Origin of the sequence: Pseudomonas sp. 6D_7.1_Bac1, from assembly GCF_025465945.1 — a bacterium.
GTDB lineage: Bacteria > Pseudomonadota > Gammaproteobacteria > Pseudomonadales > Pseudomonadaceae > Aquipseudomonas.
Genome location: NZ_JANLNW010000044.1, coordinates 13,010 through 29,334, shown reverse-complemented (window position 1 = coordinate 29,334; position 16,325 = coordinate 13,010). Strand labels below are relative to the sequence as shown.

At 60.9% G+C, this 16,325-nt stretch carries 17 protein-coding genes; 13 read left to right on the top strand and 4 right to left on the bottom strand.

Annotation, left to right across the window (positions count from 1 at the left end; all coding sequences use genetic code 11):
- Window positions 1-9 precede the first annotated feature (9 nt).
- From NTD87_RS10355 to NTD87_RS10320, 8 genes are all read left to right on the top strand, one after another.
- Complete coding sequence (locus tag NTD87_RS10355; protein ID WP_262113720.1) at window positions 10-756, top strand: AraC family transcriptional regulator; 747 nt, start codon at window positions 10-12, stop codon at window positions 754-756.
- Between the two features lie 281 nt (window positions 757-1,037).
- Window positions 1,038-1,856 (top strand): transporter substrate-binding domain-containing protein, encoded by an 819-nt coding sequence (locus NTD87_RS10350; RefSeq protein ID WP_262113719.1) that lies wholly within the window; start codon window positions 1,038-1,040, stop codon window positions 1,854-1,856.
- Window positions 1,857-2,141: 285 nt separating this feature from the next.
- Window positions 2,142-2,807 carry an amino acid ABC transporter permease gene (locus NTD87_RS10345; RefSeq protein ID WP_262113717.1) on the top strand — a complete coding sequence of 222 codons (666 nt, stop codon included), beginning with the start codon at window positions 2,142-2,144 and terminating at the stop codon, window positions 2,805-2,807.
- Between the two features lie 9 nt (window positions 2,808-2,816).
- The gene (locus NTD87_RS10340; protein ID WP_262113716.1) at window positions 2,817-3,467 is read left to right on the top strand and encodes an amino acid ABC transporter permease; all 651 of its coding nucleotides are present in this window, start codon (window positions 2,817-2,819) and stop codon (window positions 3,465-3,467) included.
- Complete coding sequence (locus NTD87_RS10335; protein ID WP_262113714.1) at window positions 3,460-4,182, top strand: amino acid ABC transporter ATP-binding protein; 723 nt, start codon at window positions 3,460-3,462, stop codon at window positions 4,180-4,182. The genes NTD87_RS10340 and NTD87_RS10335 overlap by 8 nt, the downstream gene beginning before the upstream one ends.
- Before the next feature lie 27 nt (window positions 4,183-4,209).
- Window positions 4,210-5,247: a trans-3-hydroxy-L-proline dehydratase gene (locus NTD87_RS10330; RefSeq protein WP_262113713.1), complete on the top strand. Its 1,038-nt coding sequence runs from the start codon at window positions 4,210-4,212 to the stop codon at window positions 5,245-5,247.
- A gap of 97 nt (window positions 5,248-5,344) precedes the next feature.
- On the top strand, window positions 5,345-6,262 hold the full coding sequence (locus NTD87_RS10325; protein WP_262113712.1) for a dihydrodipicolinate synthase family protein: 918 nt from the start codon (window positions 5,345-5,347) through the stop codon (window positions 6,260-6,262).
- Between the two features lie 57 nt (window positions 6,263-6,319).
- Window positions 6,320-7,906, top strand: coding sequence for an aldehyde dehydrogenase (NADP(+)) (locus tag NTD87_RS10320; protein ID WP_262113710.1), 1,587 nt, complete (start codon window positions 6,320-6,322; stop codon window positions 7,904-7,906).
- 83 nt (window positions 7,907-7,989) lie between these two features.
- Here the strand turns inward: NTD87_RS10320 and NTD87_RS10315 are convergent, their stop codons facing one another.
- Both NTD87_RS10315 and NTD87_RS10310 read right to left on the bottom strand, forming a co-directional pair.
- Complete coding sequence (locus tag NTD87_RS10315) at window positions 7,990-8,463, bottom strand: WbuC family cupin fold metalloprotein (RefSeq protein ID WP_262113708.1); 474 nt, start codon at window positions 8,461-8,463, stop codon at window positions 7,990-7,992.
- A gap of 3 nt (window positions 8,464-8,466) precedes the next feature.
- Window positions 8,467-9,024, bottom strand: a complete 558-nt coding sequence (locus tag NTD87_RS10310; RefSeq protein WP_262113706.1) for a hypoxanthine-guanine phosphoribosyltransferase — start codon at window positions 9,022-9,024, stop codon at window positions 8,467-8,469.
- Window positions 9,025-9,189: 165 nt separating this feature from the next.
- On the opposite strand from NTD87_RS10310, the gene upp reads away from it, so the two are divergent.
- Together upp and NTD87_RS10300 are read left to right on the top strand one after the other, a co-directional pair.
- On the top strand, window positions 9,190-9,828 hold the full coding sequence (gene upp / locus NTD87_RS10305; RefSeq protein WP_262113705.1) for a uracil phosphoribosyltransferase: 639 nt from the start codon (window positions 9,190-9,192) through the stop codon (window positions 9,826-9,828).
- Window positions 9,829-9,830: 2 nt separating this feature from the next.
- Complete coding sequence (locus NTD87_RS10300) at window positions 9,831-11,105, top strand: uracil-xanthine permease family protein (protein ID WP_262113703.1); 1,275 nt, start codon at window positions 9,831-9,833, stop codon at window positions 11,103-11,105.
- A 102-nt stretch (window positions 11,106-11,207) separates the two neighbouring features.
- Here the strand turns inward: NTD87_RS10300 and hemH are convergent, their stop codons facing one another.
- Both hemH and NTD87_RS10290 read right to left on the bottom strand, forming a co-directional pair.
- Window positions 11,208-12,230, bottom strand: coding sequence for a ferrochelatase (hemH, locus tag NTD87_RS10295; protein WP_262113701.1), 1,023 nt, complete (start codon window positions 12,228-12,230; stop codon window positions 11,208-11,210).
- Window positions 12,231-12,243: 13 nt separating this feature from the next.
- Entirely contained in the window at window positions 12,244-13,146 is a 903-nt protein-coding gene (locus NTD87_RS10290; protein ID WP_262113699.1) for a TIGR01777 family oxidoreductase, read from the bottom strand.
- A gap of 196 nt (window positions 13,147-13,342) precedes the next feature.
- Here NTD87_RS10290 and NTD87_RS10285 point away from each other — a divergent pair, with 196 nt between their 5' ends.
- The 3 genes from NTD87_RS10285 to NTD87_RS10275 all read left to right on the top strand — a co-directional run bounded on the left by NTD87_RS10285 (window position 13,343) and on the right by NTD87_RS10275 (window position 16,320).
- Window positions 13,343-14,329: an NAD(P)/FAD-dependent oxidoreductase gene (locus NTD87_RS10285; RefSeq protein ID WP_262113698.1), complete on the top strand. Its 987-nt coding sequence runs from the start codon at window positions 13,343-13,345 to the stop codon at window positions 14,327-14,329.
- A gap of 225 nt (window positions 14,330-14,554) precedes the next feature.
- Complete coding sequence (locus NTD87_RS10280; RefSeq protein WP_262113696.1) at window positions 14,555-15,517, top strand: MerR family transcriptional regulator; 963 nt, start codon at window positions 14,555-14,557, stop codon at window positions 15,515-15,517.
- A gap of 20 nt (window positions 15,518-15,537) precedes the next feature.
- A complete protein-coding gene (locus NTD87_RS10275; protein WP_262113694.1) occupies window positions 15,538-16,320 on the top strand; it encodes an SDR family NAD(P)-dependent oxidoreductase in 783 nt (260 codons plus the stop codon).
- Window positions 16,321-16,325: the final 5 nt, after the last annotated feature.

Sequence of the window (16,325 nt, the reverse complement as noted above, 5' to 3'; positions counted from 1 at the left end):
CGCCACCGGATGACGTTCCCCCTGTCACTGCCCTGCCCCCGCGACCTGCCCGAGCTGCTGGGCAGTTTGCAACTGATCACTCCGTTGCTCGATGCCATGCCCGGCGTGGTGTTCTTCATCAAGGACACCGCCGCCCGCTACATGCTGATCAACCAGACCCTGGCCCAACGCTGTGGCGCCAAAGACCCCAATGCGTTACTGGGCAAGACCGCTGAACAGGTGTTTCCGTCGCGCTTCGGCCCGCATTACACCGAGCAGGACCTGCGGGTGCTGAGTGACGGCAGCCCGTTGAGCGATCAGCTTGAGCTGCACCTTTACCCTGGCCGCGAACCGGGTTGGTGCCTGACCCACAAACTGGCGCTGCGTGACGCACAGGGCAGCATCATTGGCATGGCGGGGATTTCCTACGACCTGCTCGCGCCCCAGTCCAGTCATCCGGCTTACGAAAAACTCGCGGCGGTCGACGGGCATATCCGCGAACACTATGCGCAACACATCGCGCTGAGTGAGCTGACCGCCCTGAGCGGTTTTTCCGTGGCGCAACTGGAGCGCCTGTGCAAGCGGATCTTCCAGCTGACGCCACGCCAGATGATTCACAAGGCGCGACTGGGCGCCGCCACGCAACTGCTGGCGGGCGAGTTGCCGATCACCGAGATCGCCCTGCGCTGCGGTTACACCGACCACAGCGCGTTCAGCCGTCAATTCAAGGCACTCACCGGTGTGTCCCCTTCGCAGTACCGCGATAACCATCGCTGACTGTTACCCGTTACTGAGCACCCCGCCTAACCCTGCTCCCTTTTGTGACACGTCGCCCGCCTTCAGGGTGTTCGTCCTCGCGGCGTATTTCCCTGGCTGAAGTTTGCACCGCTGACTGCTGGCGTCTGATTCGGGCCTCGTAGCCCGTCGAGGGTTTAACCCGGTGTGAACTCCGGATTTTTGGCACACCCAGTGCATATCAAATATCGTATACGAAATTCCAAATACTCATTTGATAAGAACTGCCCACTGCTCGACACCATCCGACAACGAGGCCCCTTATGAAAAATCCTGCATCCGCCGTCTTCATCACCGCCCTGCTGAGCAGCGCGTTCATTGCCCAGGCTCAGGCCGACAAACTCGACGACATCATCGAATCCGGCAGTCTGCGTTGCGCGGTCACCCTGGACTTCCCGCCCATGGGTTTTCGCGACGAGAAGAACACCCCGGCGGGCTTCGACGTTGACTACTGCAATGACCTGGCAAAAACCCTCGGGGTCAAAGCCGAGATTGTTGAAACCCCGTTTCCGGACCGGATTCCGGCGCTGGTGTCCGGCCGCGCAGACGTGATCGTCGCCTCCACCTCCGACACCCTGGAGCGGGCCAAGACCGTGGGCATGACCATTCCCTACTTCGCCTTCCAGATGGTGGTGTTGACCCGCAACGACGCCGGGATCAAAGCGTACGCCGACCTCAAGGGCCACTCGGTCGGTGGCCCGGCCGGCACCTTTGAAGCCATTGCGCTGGAAAACGATGTGAAGAAATGGGGCGATTCCAAAGGCGCTTTCCATGCCTACCAGTCGCTGGCTGATGCCGTACTTGCGCTGAGCCAGGGGCAAATCGACGCGACCACCGTGACCTCGACGGTCGCCTCGTCACTGATCAAATCCGGCAAGTACAAAAACCTCAGCGTCGCCGGCACCGCGCCTTATGACATCGACTACGTGTCTCTGGGCGCCAAGCGCAATGAGTTCGGCCTGATCAACTACCTCAACCTGTTCGTCAATCATCAGGTGCGCTCCGGGCGGTATCAGGAGTTGTTCGCACAATGGGTCGGCGGCACCGCGCCACAGCTGACGGCCAGCGGCGTGTATCGCTAAGGACCGAATACCTGTGGGAGTGGGCTTGCCCTGAATGTCAGTCAGCTGAACGCACGTCAGATACATGTCCCGTGGCGAGGGAGCTTGCTCCCGCTCGGCTGCGAAGCAGTCGTAAACCGGCGCATGCGGTGTGTCTGGCAGAACGAGATGGCAGGTTTCAGGGCCGCTTCGCGGCCCAGCGGGAGCAAGCTCCCTCGCCACAGGTTCTGCGTTTAACTGACAGATATTCAGGACAAGCCCGGCCCCACAGGACCCAAACCAGTTGAAAACCAAGGAACTCCTTTGATGTTCGACTACACCTTCCATTGGCGCGCCGCCTTCCAGGCGTTGCCGGACATGCTCGACGGCGCCCGGGTCACCCTGGAAATCGCGGTGCTGTCGATGCTCGCCGGCACCCTGATCGCGATGTTCCTCGCCCTCGGCCAGCAATCCGACAAGCGCCTGTTCCAGGCGATTGCCGCCAGCTGGGTGTCGATTGCCCGCAACACGCCGGCACTGTTTCAGGTGTATATCCTGTACTTCGGCCTCGGTGCCTTTGGCATTCATATGGGCTCATGGCTGGCGTTGCTGATCGGCATCACCTTCAACAACGCCGGCTATCTGGCCGAGACCTTTCGCGGCGGCCTCAACGCCGTGCCTGACACCCAATTGCGCGCGGCCCGCTCGCTGGGCATGAGCGCACCACAGGCCTATCGGCTGGTGGTCATGCCGCAATTGCTGCGCGTGGTGTTTTACCCGCTGACCAATCAAATGGTCTGGGCCTTGCTGATGACATCCCTGGGGGTGGTGGTCGGTCTGACCAGCGACCTCACCGGCGTAACCCAGGCACTGAACGTGAAGACCTTTCGCACCTTCGAATTCTTCGCCATCGCCGCCGTTCTCTACTTCGTCCTGGCCAAGCTGGTGGTGTTGATCGCCCGCCTGCTGGCCTGGCGTTTGTTCCGGTACTAGGAGGCCTGCATGTACACCTCAAGTTTTACCTCGGGCGACTTCCTCTACCTGCTGCAAGGCGCCGGCACCACGTTGTTGCTGACGTTCTGGGCGATGTTGATCGGTACCTTGCTGGGTGTCGCGTGCGGCCTGACTCGGGCCTTGCTGCCACGTTTGAGCCTGCCGCTGGCCTGGGTGCTGGACGTGTTTCGCAGCGTGCCACTGCTGATTCAGTTTGTGCTGCTCAACTCGTTCAAGTCGATCGTCGGCCTGAACTGGAGCGCCTTCACCGTGGCCTGCGTGATCCTCGGCGCTTACTCCACCGCTTACTGCGCAGAAATCGTCCGCGGCGGCGTGCTGTCGGTGCCGTTGAGCACACGGCGGGCCGCCCGCTCGCTGGGCCTGAGTCACCGCCAGGACTTGCTGCACATCGTCCTGCCGATGGCCACGCGGGTGGCGTTTCCGGGCTGGATCAACCTGACGCTGGCGGTCATGAAAGACACCTCGCTGGTGCTCTGGATCGGCATTGTCGAACTGCTGCGCGCCTCGCAAACCATTGTCACCCGGCTCCAGGAACCGTTGTTCGTCCTGGCCCTGGCCGGCCTTATCTACTACGTCATGAGCCTGGTGATCGCTCGTCTGGGTGCGCGGCTCGAACAGAGGTGGCAGGAAAATGATTGAGATCGAGAACGTTCGTAAATCCTTTGGCAACCTGGAGGTCGTCAAGGGCGTCGACCTGACCGTGAACAAAGGCGAAGTGGTGTCGATCATCGGCGGCTCGGGCTCGGGCAAATCGACTTTGCTGATGTGCATCAATGGCCTGGAGGCCATTCAGGGTGGGCAGATCCGCGTCGACGGCACGCCGGTGCATGCCAACGGCACCGACCTGAACAAGCTGCGGCAGAAAATCGGCATCGTGTTCCAGCAATGGAACGCCTTCCCGCACCTCACGGTGATGGAGAACGTGATGCTCGCCCCGCGCAAGGTGCTCGGTAAAAGCCGTCAGGAAGCGGAAGAAATCGCCGTGCGCCAACTGACCCACGTGGGCCTCGGCGACAAGCTCAAGGTGTTTCCGAGCAAGCTTTCCGGCGGTCAGCAACAACGCATGGCGATTGCCCGGGCCCTGGCCATGTCGCCGGACTACATGCTGTTCGACGAGGCCACCTCGGCCCTCGACCCGCAACTGGTGGGCGAAGTGCTGGACACCATGCGTCTGCTCGCCGAGGAAGGCATGACCATGGTGCTGGTGACTCACGAAATCCGCTTCGCCCGGGATGTGTCGGATCGGGTGGCGTTCTTTCGCGACGGCAAGATCCATGAAATCGGCTCACCGGACCAGGTGATCGGCCAGCCGCAACGCGCGGAAACCGCCGACTTCCTGAAATCGGTGTTGTAACCCACAGACAGGCCTCAGGAGACAATCATGCGTTCGAGCAAGATCATTCACGTGGTGAGTTGCCACGCCGAAGGTGAAGTCGGTGACGTTATCGTCGGCGGTGTCGCGCCACCACCCGGCGCGACCCTGTGGGAACAATCGCGCTGGATTGCCGAGGACCAGACCCTGCGCAACTTCGTGCTGAACGAACCACGCGGCGGAGTGTTTCGCCACGTCAATCTGCTGGTGCCGGCCAAGAATCCGCTCGCCGATATGGCGTGGATCATCATGGAACCGGCCGACACACCGCCGATGTCCGGCTCCAACTCGCTGTGTGTGGCCACGGTGCTGCTCGACAGCGGCATTTTGCCGATGACTGAACCGCTGACCCGTCTGGTGCTCGAAGCCCCCGGCGGCTTGATCGAGGTGACCGCCCACTGTCGCAATGGCAAGGCCGAGCGGGTCGAGGTGCGGAATGTGGTGTCGTTTGCCGACAAGCTCGATGCCTGGATCGAAGTCGAAGGCCTCGGTTCGCTGCCGGTCGATACCGCCTATGGCGGCGACAGTTTTGCGATCGTCGACGCCCAGCGTCTGGGTTTTTCGTTGACCGCCGATGAAGCTGCGGACCTGGTGGCTACCGGCCTGAAGATCACTCAGGCAGCCAATGAACAATTGGGTTTCGTGCACCCGCTGAACCCTGACTGGAAACACATTTCGTTCTGCCAGATTGCCGCGCCGCTCGACCGCGCTAACGGCGTGGCCAGCGCCGCCAATGCAGTAGTGATCCGCCCCGGCAAGATCGATCGTTCGCCCTGTGGCACCGGTTGCTCGGCGCGCATGGCGGTGTTGCACGCCAAAGGCCAACTGGCAGTGGGTGAGGTGTTTATCGGGCGCTCGATCATCGGTTCCGAATTTCGTTGCCGGATCGACAGCACCAGCGAAATCGCCGGACGCCCGGCCATCATCCCGTGTCTGTCCGGGCGCGCCTGGATCACCGGCACCCACCAGCATCTACTCGACCCAAGCGATCCTTGGCCGGGCGGTTATCGACTGTCCGACACCTGGCCCGTCGAACTGGCTATCTGAAGCAACGTACCTGGTAAAACCCTTTGAACCCCCACGGCACTTTCAGTGCTCAACTTAAACGTATACGAAATACCAAAAAATCATCAGCGGAGGCAACATGAGCAAGCACGTTAACTGGAGCGGCGTTTTCCCTGCGGTAACTACCCAGTTCAACCCGGACTTTTCCATCGACTACGAAGGCACCCACAAAGTCATCAACGGGCTGGTGCGCGATGGCGTGTCTGGTCTGGTGATCTGCGGCACCGTCGGCGAAAACACGTCACTGAGCACCGAAGAAAAAATCAGTCTGGTGGAAGTCGCCAAGGATGCCGCGGCCGGTCGGGTACCGGTGATCTCCGGCGTCGCCGAATTTACCAGCGCCAACGCCAGCAAGGTCGCCAAGGAGATCCAGCGCGTGGGCGCCGACGGCATCATGTTGATGCCGGCGCTGGTCTACTCTTCGAAACCCTTCGAGACCGCCGCGCATTTTCGCAGCGTCGCCGCCAGCATCGACCTGCCGGTAATGGTCTACAACAACCCGCCGATCTACAAAAACGACGTGACCCCGGACATCCTGATCTCCCTGGCCGACTGCGACAACGTGGTCTGCTTCAAGGATTCCTCGGGCGATACCCGGCGCTTCATCGATGTGCGCAATGAAGTCGGCGACCGCTTCGTACTGTTCGCCGGACTCGATGATGTGGTGCTCGAAAGTATTGCCGTCGGCGCGGTGGGCTGGGTTTCCGGGATGTCCAATGCCTTCCCGAAAGAAGGCGAGACGCTGTTCCGTCTGGCCCGCGACGGTCGCTTCAAGGAGGCGATGCCGATCTACGAATGGTTCATGCCACTGCTGCACCTCGATGCCCGCCCGGATCTGGTGCAGTGCATCAAGCTCTGTGAAGAACTGATGGGACGCGGTACGGCGCTGACCCGCCCACCTCGCCTGGGTCTGCTCGACCACGAGCGCAGCGAGGTCGAGGCGCTGGTCAACGCCGCGCTCGCCAACCGCCCGACCTTACCGGACGTCGGCCTGTAACCGTCCCTCCCCCACTGCCGCGCTCGGCATCGAGCGCGGCCATGCCGAGCATTTTTTATGTCAGCCATTATCGGCCACAACTTTATCGGCTTCGGCCGCAGCGCCGCCGGCGATCAAATCCTGCACAGCGTCGACGCCCACAGCGGTGAACCTCTGCCTTATGGCTTCAACCAGGCCAGTGCGGAGGAAGTCGATAACGCCGCACTCTTCGCCGCCAAGGCCTACCCGACTTATCGCAACCTGCCGGCCAGTGTCCGCGCCGGTTTTCTCGATAACATTGCCGAAGAAATTGACGCCCTCGGCGATGACTTCATCGCCATCGTCTGTCGCGAGACGGCCCTGCCCGCGGCGCGGATTCAGGGCGAGCGGGCGCGAACCAGCGGCCAGTTGCGCTTGTTCGCCCGGGTACTGCGTCAAGGCGACTGCCTCGGCGCTCGTATCGACCGCGCCTTGCCTGAGCGTCAACCGTTGCCACGGCCCGACCTGCGCCAATGGCGCATCGGCCTGGGTCCGGTGGCGGTGTTCGGTGCGAGCAACTTTCCGCTGGCATTTTCCACCGCCGGTGGCGATACCGCCGCCGCCCTGGCCGCCGGTTGCCCGGTGGTGTTCAAGGCCCACAGCGGGCATATGGCAACCGCCGAGTTGGTGGCGGCAGCGATCATTCGCGCGGCACAGCGTAGTGGCATGCCCGAAGGCGTGTTCAACATGATTTATGGTGCGGGCGTCGGCGAGGCACTGGTCAAACACCCGGCGATCCAGGCTGTGGGGTTCACCGGTTCGCTCAAAGGTGGCCGGGCCCTGTGCGACATGGCCGCCGCACGGCCACAACCGATCCCGGTGTTCGCCGAAATGTCGAGCATCAACCCGGTACTGCTGCTACCCGCCGCCCTGGCGGCCCGCAGTGCCACCATCGCCAGCGAATTGAGTGCCTCGATTGTCCTGGGGGGCGGCCAGTTCTGTACCAATCCGGGATTGATCATCGGCCTGCGCTCAGCGTCGTTCAGCGCCTTCATTGAACACCTCACCGCGCAGATGAACGAAAAACCGTCACAGACCCTGCTCAACAGCGGCACCCGACGTAGTTATGAAGCTGGCGTGCAACGCTTGCTGGACCATCCACGGGTGACACGTTTGAGCGGCGACCACGCGTCCGGCAATCAGGTGCAGCCGCAACTGTTCAAAGCCGATGTCAGCCTGCTGCTTGAAGGGGATGAGGTGCTGCAAGAGGAAGTGTTCGGCCCGACCAGCATCGTGCTGGAAGTGGCCGACGAGCATGAACTTTGTCTGGCGCTGCAGGCGCTGCACGGGCAATTGACCGCCACCCTGATCGCCGAGCCGGCAGACCTTGAGCTGTGCGCGCAATTGCTGCCGATCCTTGAGCAGAAAGCCGGGCGCCTGCTGCTCAACGGATATCCGACCGGCGTCGAAGTGTGCGATGCGATGGTCCACGGCGGACCGTATCCAGCGACGTCAGATGCCCGTGGCACCTCGGTCGGCAGCCTGGCGATCGAGCGTTTCCTGCGACCGGTGTGTTATCAGAACTGTCCGGACGGGTTACTGCCGGACGCCCTGAAGAACGCCAACCCACTGGGGATTTTGCGCCTGGTCGATGGCGTGAATACTCGCGAAGGGTTGGGTGACTGATAGACCTGATCTGTCTTGGTACCAATCGATCACACCCTTGTGGCGAGGCAGCTTGCTCCCTCACCACAGGTCCGCGCTTTTCGTCAATCGAACTGCGCGCGCATCCAGGCCTGATACTCGGCAACGCCTGGCTCGCCTTCGCGGGGAGCCCAATGAGCATGCTCACCTTCGCCCACCGGGCGATAAGGTCCGGCCTTGCATTCGAACATCACGCTGTCCGCTTCGAGCACCACCAGACCGTGGTAGGTCCCCGTTGGCAGGTCTACCCCCACCGAATCGCCGCCGCCCTGCAAGACGCGCTTGGCAACCACCTGGCCCGCGTCGTCGAAAATCAGCACACCCAGACGGCCCTTGAGGACCAACAAGGTTTCAGCCTTGTCGCCGCCCAGATGCCGATGGGGTGGAATGTAGGTCGACGGCTGCAAACCGATCGCCATGCGGTGGCACGACTCGTCCATCTGGTGGAAGTTGTGGTGCTGGCGCCCACGAGGATTGGCCGCAGCCTTCTCGGCCAGTTCGGTAAACAGCGTTTGATCAAGAAAGCTCGGCGTTGCCATGGTTTACATTCCTTTAACGGCGTAGATCCCGGCGGCGTTGCGCCAGTAGCCTTTGTAGTCCATGCCGTAACCGAAGATGTAGCGGTCGATGCATGGCAGACCGACGTAATCGGCCTTCAGGTCCGGACGAGCCTTGCGGTTATGGTCCTTGTCGATCAGTACGGCAGTGTGCACGGCGCGGGCGCCCGCATGCTTGCAGAAGTCGATGATCGCGCCCAGGGTGTGACCTTCGTCGAGGATGTCGTCGATGATCAGCACATCACGGTCGATGAACGAGACTTCTGGCTTGGCTTTCCAGAACAGGTCGCCGCCGCTGGTTTCGTTGCGATAACGGGTAGCGTGCAGGTAGGACGCTTCCAGAGGGAAGTTCAGATAGGTGAGCAGCTTGCCGGAGAAAATAAGGCCGCCGTTCATCACGCAGAACACCACCGGATTGCGCTCAGCGAGTTCTTCGTTGATTTGCGCACCGACGCGGGCGATGGCCGCCTCGACTTCAGCTTCGGTGTACAGGCAGTCAGCCTCTCGCATGATTTGACGGATATGCTCGAGATCAGCGGACATGGTGCTCTCCAAGGGGGTGGCGGATTCGGAAAAGCGAGCAAAGGTACGCATCCCGCCGGGTCAGATCAAGCGTTTCTGGACTAACGTACTGTATGTCTATAGGACAACACCCTCGGATAGATTAATCTAGGCCGGTTTTTTTGCCCGCCGCCGGAGCCCTTCCCTATGCCCATCCGTGAGATCCGCCATCCGCTGATCCGACACAAACTTGGCCTTATGCGCCGCGCAGACATTAGCACGAAGAATTTCCGCGAGCTCGCTCAGGAAGTCGGTGCCCTGCTGACCTACGAGGCCACCAAAGACCTGCCCCTTGAAACCTACGATATCGAAGGCTGGTGCGGCACTGTTTCGGTCGAAAAGATCGCTGGCAAGAAAATTACCGTCGTACCGATCCTGCGCGCCGGCATCGGCATGCTTGAGGGCGTGCTCAGCCTGATTCCGGGCGCCAAAGTCAGCGCCGTGGGCGTGGCCCGCAACGAAGAAACGCTGCAGGCCCACACCTACCTGGAAAAGCTGGTCCCGGAAATCAACGAACGTCTGGCGATGATCATCGACCCGATGCTCGCCACCGGCAACTCCATGGTGGCCACCATCGACCTGCTGAAAAAGGCCGGCTGCAAGGACATCCGCGCGATGGTCCTGGTGGCGGCCCCTGAAGGCATCGCCGCTGTAGAGAAGGCTCACCCGGACGTGACCATCTACACCGCTTCCATTGATCAGAAACTGAACGAACACGGTTACATCATCCCAGGCCTGGGCGATGCCGGTGACAAGATTTTCGGTACCAAGCAGAAGGACGCGTGAGCATGCAGGATGAGTTCAACGACCCGCTCTGGCGCACGGTGCTGTCTGGCGCGCAGATGCTGTTCGTGGCGTTTGGCGCGTTGGTGTTGATGCCGCTGATTACCGGCCTCGACCCGAATGTCGCGCTGTTCACGGCGGGCCTGGGGACTCTGCTGTTCCAGGTGGTCACCGGACGGCAAGTGCCGGTGTTCCTGGCGTCGAGTTTTGCCTTCATCACCCCGATCATTCTCGCCAAGGGCCAGTTCGGCCTCGCCGCGACCATGGGCGGGGTGATGGCGGCCGGTTTCGTTTATACCTTTCTCGGCGTGGCCGTGAAGATCAAGGGCACCGGTTTCATCGACCGCTTGCTGCCGCCGGTAGTGATTGGCCCGGTGATCATCTCGATCGGCCTGGCCATGGCGCCGATTGCCGCAAACATGGCGATGGGCAAGGCCGGCGACGGTAGCGAGCTGATTCATTACCAGACGGCAATGATGATCTCCATGCCAGCGCTGCTGACCACGCTGATCGTGGCCGTGTTCGGCAAAGGCATCTTCCGTCTGGTGCCGATCATCTCCGGCGTACTGGTCGGTTTTGGCATGGCGTTCTTCTTTGGCGTCGTCGACACCGCGAAGATCGCTGCCGCGCCGTGGTTTGCACTGCCGCACTTCACCGCTCCGGAGTTCAACTGGCAGGCGATTCTGTTCATTGTCCCGGTGGCACTGGCCCCGGCCATCGAACACATCGGCGGCGTGATCGCGGTCGGCAGCGTGACCGGACGTGATTACCTGAAGAAACCCGGCCTGCACCGCACGCTGTTTGGCGACGGTATCGCCACCACTGCGGCCGGACTGCTCGGCGGCCCACCCAACACCACTTACGCCGAAGTAACAGGCGCAGTGATGCTGACCAAGAACTACAACCCGAAAATCATGACCTGGGCGGCGATCTTTGCCATCAGCCTCGCGTTTATCGGTAAGTTCGGTGCACTGCTGCAAAGCATTCCGGTGCCGGTAATGGGCGGGATTCTCTGCCTGCTGTTCGGATCGATTGCCGCGGTGGGCATGAACACCATGATCCGCCACAAGATCGACCTGAGCGAAGCGCGCAATCTGGTGATTGTCTCGGTCACCCTGGTGTTCGGGATTGGCGGTATGCTGATCGGCACCGGCACCGGTCAGAATGACTTCGGCCTCAAGGGCATCGCGCTGTGCGCCGTCGTGGCGATTGCGTTGAACCTGATTCTGCCGGGCAATGACAGCTGGAAGCACAAGAAGGCGGATGAGCCGTTGCTTTAAACAGCTTGAGATCTTTGCTGCCAGTGAGGTAGCTATCGCGAGCAGGCTCGCTCCCACATTGGAATACGATCAATTGTGGGAGCGAGCCTGCTCGCGAAGCTTTTAAAGGGCCAACGGCGCTCGTTCACACAGGGTACTCAACGCCCGCGCCCAGTGCGGGTCATCGTTGAGGCACGGCACCAGCACCAACTCCTCGCCCCCCGCCTCGCGGAACTGTTCGAGCCCGCGGTCACCGATCTCTTCCAGGGTTTCGATGCAGTCGGCCACGAACGCCGGGCACATCACCAGAATCTTCTTCACGCCCTGCCTGGCCAACGCGTCGAGACGCGCTTCGGTGTAGGGTTCGATCCATTTGGCGCGGCCCAGCCGTGACTGGAAGGACACCGACCACTTACCGTCCGGCAAACCCATGCGCTTGGCAAACGCCGCAGCGGTGCGCAAACACTGACCGCGATAACAGGTCGCGACCACTTCCGGCGGCGCGCCGGCACAGCAATCACCGCCGCCATCAAAGCTATGGCCAGGATTGAGTTTCTTCAGGTGCCGCTCCGGCAATCCATGAAAGCTCAGCAGCAGGTGATCGTAATCCTGCTCAAGGTACGGCTTGGCGCTGGCGACCAAGGCATCGAGGTATTCCGGCTGATCGTAAAACGGCTGGAGAATCGAGAACTGCACATTCAGTTTTTTCTCGCGCACCACGCGCTTGGCTTCTTCAATCACCGTGGTCACGGTGCTGTCGGCGAACTGTGGATACAGCGGTGCGAGGGTGACCTTTTTGATGCCTTGAGCAGCCATGCGCGTCAGCACCGACTCAATCGACGGCTCACCGTAACGCATGGCCAACTCAACCGGTCCCTGGGTCCACTGCGCGGTCATCGCCTGCTGCAAGCGACGGCTGAGCACCACCAGCGGCGAGCCCTCGTCCCACCAGATCGAGGCATAGGCGTGAGCCGATTGCTCGGGGCGCTTGATCAGAATCAACGAGACCAGCAAACGTCGTACCGGCCATGGCAGGTCGATGACGTAAGGGTCCATCAGAAATTGATTGAGGTAACTGCGCACGTCCGCCACCTGTGTGGAAGCGGGCGAACCCAAATTGACCAGGAGCAACGCGTGATCGGTCATGCAACGTCCTATTTCAAAGGCGGCTGGACATGTCGTCCAGAGCCGCACGCAAATCAGTGAACCGGAAAGTGAAACCCGCCGCCAGCAAGCGTGTCGGCGTCGCCCGCTGGCCGCCCAACAGCAACAGTGACAACTCGCCAAGACCGATCCGCAACGCAAGAGCGGGCATCGGCATGAAAGCCGGCCGGTGCAAAACGCTGGCGAGGGTCTTGGTAAACTCGCGATTGCGCACCGGTTTTGGTGCGCACGCATTATAAGGACCGCTGGCGTTTTTCTGATGCAGAAGAAAATCAATCAGGCCGATTTGATCATTGATGTGGATCCATGGCATCCACTGCCGACCATTGCCAATCGGCCCACCCAGCCCCACTTTGAACGGCAGCAACAGCCGCGACAAAAAGCCGCCCTCCGCCGACAGCACCAACCCGGTACGCACCAGCACCACACGAATCCCCAAGGCCTCGGCGCGCAACGCGGTCTCCTCCCAGGCAATGCACAACTGGCTGGCGAAGTCTTCGCTGACTGGAGGCGAGCCTTCAGTCAATTCACGCTCGCCGCCATCGCCGTACCAACCGACCGCAGACCCTGAAATCAACACCTGCGGTTTCTGCTCGCGGCTTTCAAGCCACGCCAACAGGGTTTCGGTGAGCCTGATCCGGCTGTTCCAGAGCAGCGCCTTGCGTCGATGGGTCCAAAGGCGAGAGGCAATCGGTGCGCCCGCAAGATTGATCACCGCGTCCACCGGCCGTTGGCCAATATCTTCCAGCCGCCCAACGCCACGTACCTTACTGCCGCACAATTTGGCCACTTTTTCGGGCCTGCGACTCCATACCGTCAGGCTGTGACCCTGGTCCAACCAGTGTCGGCAGAGTTGACGTCCTATCAAACCAGTACCGCCGGTCAGCAATATGTGCATGACTTCTTCCTCGCGTGGCGTTTTACCCCAATCACTAGTCTATTTTTATAAGCAGGGATGTTTCGTATCGGGCGGGTTCTGTGTTTAACAATAGGCCAACCTGTCAGAACGAGAACGCTAAAAGTTATACCAGAAAACAATATTGTATAGGTTTAACCCGAAGCGTAGCCTGTACAGAGAGGTAAACGAGGCCCCTATGACTGTACCCATCGCAATCATCGGCACCGGCATCGCCGGACTGTCGGCAGCCCAGGCCCTGCAAGAGGCCGGGTACGTCGTTCAATTGTTCGATAAAAGCCGTGGCAGCGGCGGTCGCATGTCGAGCAAACGCAGCGACGCCGGCGCACTGGACATGGGCGCACAGTATTTCACCGCCCGCGATCGCCGTTTCGTCATTGAAGTCCAGCGCTGGCAAGCCAATGGCTGGGTCGCTGAATGGACACCGCAGCTCTACAACTATCAAGGCGGCATACTCAGCCCGTCGCCGGACGAACAGACCCGCTGGGTCGGTACCCCGCGCATGAGCGCCATCACCCGCGCGCTGATCGGTGATATCGAAGTGCACTTCGCTTGCCGGATTACCGAGGTCTATCGCGGCGAAGAGCATTGGCATTTGCAGGATGCCGAAGGCTTCACCCACGGCCCCTTCAGCCATGTCGTCATCGCCACGCCGGCACCGCAAGCCACTGCCCTGCTGGCCTCTGCGCCAAAACTCGCCGGGGTCGCCGCCGGGGTAAAAATGGACCCGACCTGGGCCATTGCTCTGGCCTTCGACAAACCGCTGGAGACGCCAATGGAAGGCTGCTTCGTTCAAGACACCCCCCTCGACTGGCTGGCGCGCAACCGCAGCAAACCGGGGCGCGACGCCACCCTAGACACCTGGATATTGCACGCCACGAGCAGTTGGAGCCGACAACATATCGACCTGCCTAAAGAGGCCGTGATCGAGCAACTGCACGGTGCCTTCGCCGAGTTGCTGCACGATTCCATGCCCGCGCCGGTCTTCAGTCTTGCCCATCGCTGGCTCTATGCGCGCCCGTCCAGCAGCCATGAATGGGGCGTATTGGCCGACGCCGACTTGGGTCTGTACGTGTGTGGCGACTGGTGTTTGTCGGGGCGTGTCGAAGGGGCCTGGATGAGCGGCCAGGAAGCGGCTCGTCGCCTGCACGCACACCTGCAATGAGGCGCATCAACCCGCGCAAACTGCTGCTGTCGAAATGGACAGCAGCCCATCCGCAACAGCGATTCCATAGACGCCAGCCGCTACAGAAAGGGTGCAGGGCTCACGATCCCGGATCTCGCCAAATAACCTATACAAGCAATTTGACGTGTACATCCTTGGATCTATGCTCAAACCGCTGTTGTACAACACGAACAGCTTGTACAGATATAGATTCGAGGTGCCCCAATGCCCAGCCACTGCGCGAGCAAACCAAAGCCTGACACTTGCGCCCATGACGACGACCCCGGCGCCGACTATCAACAGGCCCAGGACGATGATTGGCTGCCGATCCGCGAAGTCGCCCGAATCACGGGTGTCAATGCCGTCACGCTGCGCGCCTGGGAACGTCGATACGGGCTGATCGTGCCGCAGCGCACGCCCAAGGGGCATCGGCTGTTCTGCGCCGAGCATGTGCAGCGGATCCATAACATCCTCACCTGGCTCAGTCGCGGCGTAGCCGTCAGCCAGGTCAAACAGCTGCTGGGCACGCCACAAACGTTGAGCGAACCCGTCGAGAATGACTGGCACGTCCTGCGCCTGAACCTGATACAGGCAATCAGCCAACTGGCCGAGCGTCAGGTCGATGACACGCTCAATCAGGCCATGTCGCTGTATCCACCGCGCACCCTGTGCGAGCAACTGCTGATGCCGTTGCTGGCCGAGCTCGAGCAGCGCTGGCAAGGACAATTCGGCGCGCAGATGGAGCGGGTGTTCTTTTATTCCTGGTTGCGCAGCAAGTTCGGCGCGAGGACCTACCATAACAACCGTCAGTTGCGCGGTGCGCCGCTGCTGCTGATCAATCACTCTGACTTGCCCCTGGAGCCGCATCTGTGGCTCACCGCCTGGCTGATCAGCAGCGCCGATTGCCCCGTGGAAGTGTTCGATTGGCCGCTACCGGCCGGCGAATTGGCCTTCGCGGTCGAGCATCTGCAAGCGCGCGGAGTGGTGCTGTATTCCAGTAAAGCGATCAATCTCAAACAACTGCCGAAATTACTGAACAACGTCAGTTGCCCAACACTCATTGTCGGACCAACGGTATGTATCCACCACGCCGAGTTGTCCGAAAGAACCGCTGAAATCGCTGACTTGTCCCTGGCCGAAGATCCGTTATCAGCCCATCAGGCGCTGGTTCAGCGTGGGATCATTTAAATGCTTGTACGGAAACCATCATGCAATTGACCCGGCCACGGCGGTATTGGTTAACGGGAGCCAGCAGTGGCATTGGTGCCGCAATGGCCGAAGCACTGTTGAAGTCCGGTGTGCACCTGGCGGTCAGCGCCCGCACGGTCGCGCCATTAAAGATCCTGGCCCAGCGGTATCCGGGGCAAGTGCTGGTAGTGCCGGGCGATCTGACCAACAGCCAGACCGTGCGCGAGATCAGCGAGCAGATCCAACAGGACTGGGGCTCGCTGGACACGGTGATCCTCAACGCTGGCACCTGTGAATATGTCGAGGCCAAGCAGTTCGACACCTCGATCATCGAACACGTGGTGCGCACCAACCTGCTCGCCAGCAGCTATTGCATCAAAGCCGCCCTGCCGCTGCTGCGCGCAGGTCGAGCGCCCCTCTTGGTGGGGATCGCCAGTTCGGTGACTTACCTGCCTCTGCCTCGAGCCGAAGCCTATGGCGCCTCGAAAGCCGGACTGCGCTATCTGTTCGAATCCCTGCGCATCGACCTGGCACCGGAGGGCATTGAAGTCACTGTGATCACCCCAGGTTTCGTCGACACCCCACTGACCGAGAAAAACGACTTCCCGATGCCACTGAGCGGGTCCGTCGATGAAGCCGCGCGGTATATCCTCGAAAAACTCCAGCAGCGCCCGCTGGAAATCACCTTCCCGGCTCTGTTCATGGCCGTACTCTGGCCTCTGTCAAAAATATCCAGCCGAGTAAAGTGGGTGATAGGCAAACGCTTGGTCAGGAGCTCGCCGCCGATCATGGATAAGCCGTAAACATT